1 protein-coding gene is annotated in these 1,210 nt (G+C 61.0%); it reads right to left on the bottom strand.

Annotation, left to right across the window (positions count from 1 at the left end; all coding sequences use genetic code 11):
* Window positions 1–162: 162 nt before the first annotated feature.
* Complete coding sequence (locus HZU84_RS20000; RefSeq protein ID WP_149502479.1) at window positions 163–996, bottom strand: abortive infection family protein; 834 nt, start codon at window positions 994–996, stop codon at window positions 163–165.
* Window positions 997–1,210 lie beyond the last annotated feature (214 nt).

The raw sequence follows: 1,210 nt of genomic DNA, 5'->3' as shown, positions 1-1,210 counted from the left end.
CGTGGCCGTGCTCAACCGCTTCAGTCAGATCGGCCGGCCGCAGACCGTGCCGGTGGGTGCCGTGGCATGAGTCCGTCCGGGGTTGGGGTCAGGGCGTCTGCTCGTGGATTTGTGCAACAGAGCCGGCTGGGAGCTAAATACTCCCGGCTACCCGATTAGGTATCACAGGCCGCGCTCGGCATGGGTTTCCAGCAGGAACGTAGCAAGCGTTGACGCTGCTCCAACTGCCAGACGCGCATGACGGGGGCCGAGGCCACGTGCGGCGCCGGCTTTGCCGTGCCCTGTACCGTACAGATTGCGTAGCTCGCCAAGACCTTGAGCGACATTCCCGAGGTTGCTCAAGAGGCGGCGTACTGTCTCCGCGCCTTTTGCCGCGCTTGGCACGGACTCTGGCACCAGGCCTAGGGCCTTTCGTACCTCTTTGACAAGAACCCCGATATCCGCGTCATCCGGCACTGGGATAACGCGCTGCTCCAGGATGGTCTTGCACACCGTTTCGACCAACTCCTTTGCGGTCCCGATGGCAAGGGCGGGATCGTTGTCGATTGCTGTCTGAATGCGCGCGATCTGTCTCTGGAGTTCCGGAACATCCAAGGCTCCCGCTGCGACAGCGATGTTCTCCAGTGACGCTTTGCTCCCGACTCGACTGAGGCGGCCTGCGGCATAGGAGAAGCCATCTCTTTCGATCCACCGTTGAAGTGATGCGAAGGTCTTCGCGGCGTCCTCGTCTTTCGCGTCTGCTCTGTCTTCGAGATGGGTGAGGACGTTTTCGTAGACAGTGATGAACTTTCGTACATCCGACCACGAGTTCCAGTTGATCGTCTTGTAGTACTGCTCAACGAGCGTGCGTCGCTGTCCACCTACGCCGGGCTCGTGCTGAAGGTCGCTGGAGATGTCCGCCGCGTCAAACTCATCCGAGATGATGCTGAGACTGGTACCGACGAAGTACTCACGCAGTTCTGTGCGTGTCTTGCGGCTGACGATGTCGGCGGGCATGCAAGCGGAGGTTGTTTGTGATGCCTAACGAATGAAAGGGCCATCCCCTCGCACCGCGCCCGGCACAGAGGATTCTGCCAATAGGCGCAGCGCTTGCCCAGCGCGCACCATGGGGCGGCAAAAGCTCAACCCGCGGCTGCGGGCCGCAAGGAGATGACCATGACGGTGGTGTTTCTCGGGATCGATCTGGCCAAGAATGTCTTCGCGCTGCACG

The sequence above is a fragment of the Sphaerotilus sulfidivorans genome (assembly GCF_013426975.1).
Lineage (GTDB): Bacteria > Pseudomonadota > Gammaproteobacteria > Burkholderiales > Burkholderiaceae_C > Sphaerotilus > Sphaerotilus sulfidivorans.
This window is presented reverse-complemented; position numbering and strand designations above follow the sequence as displayed.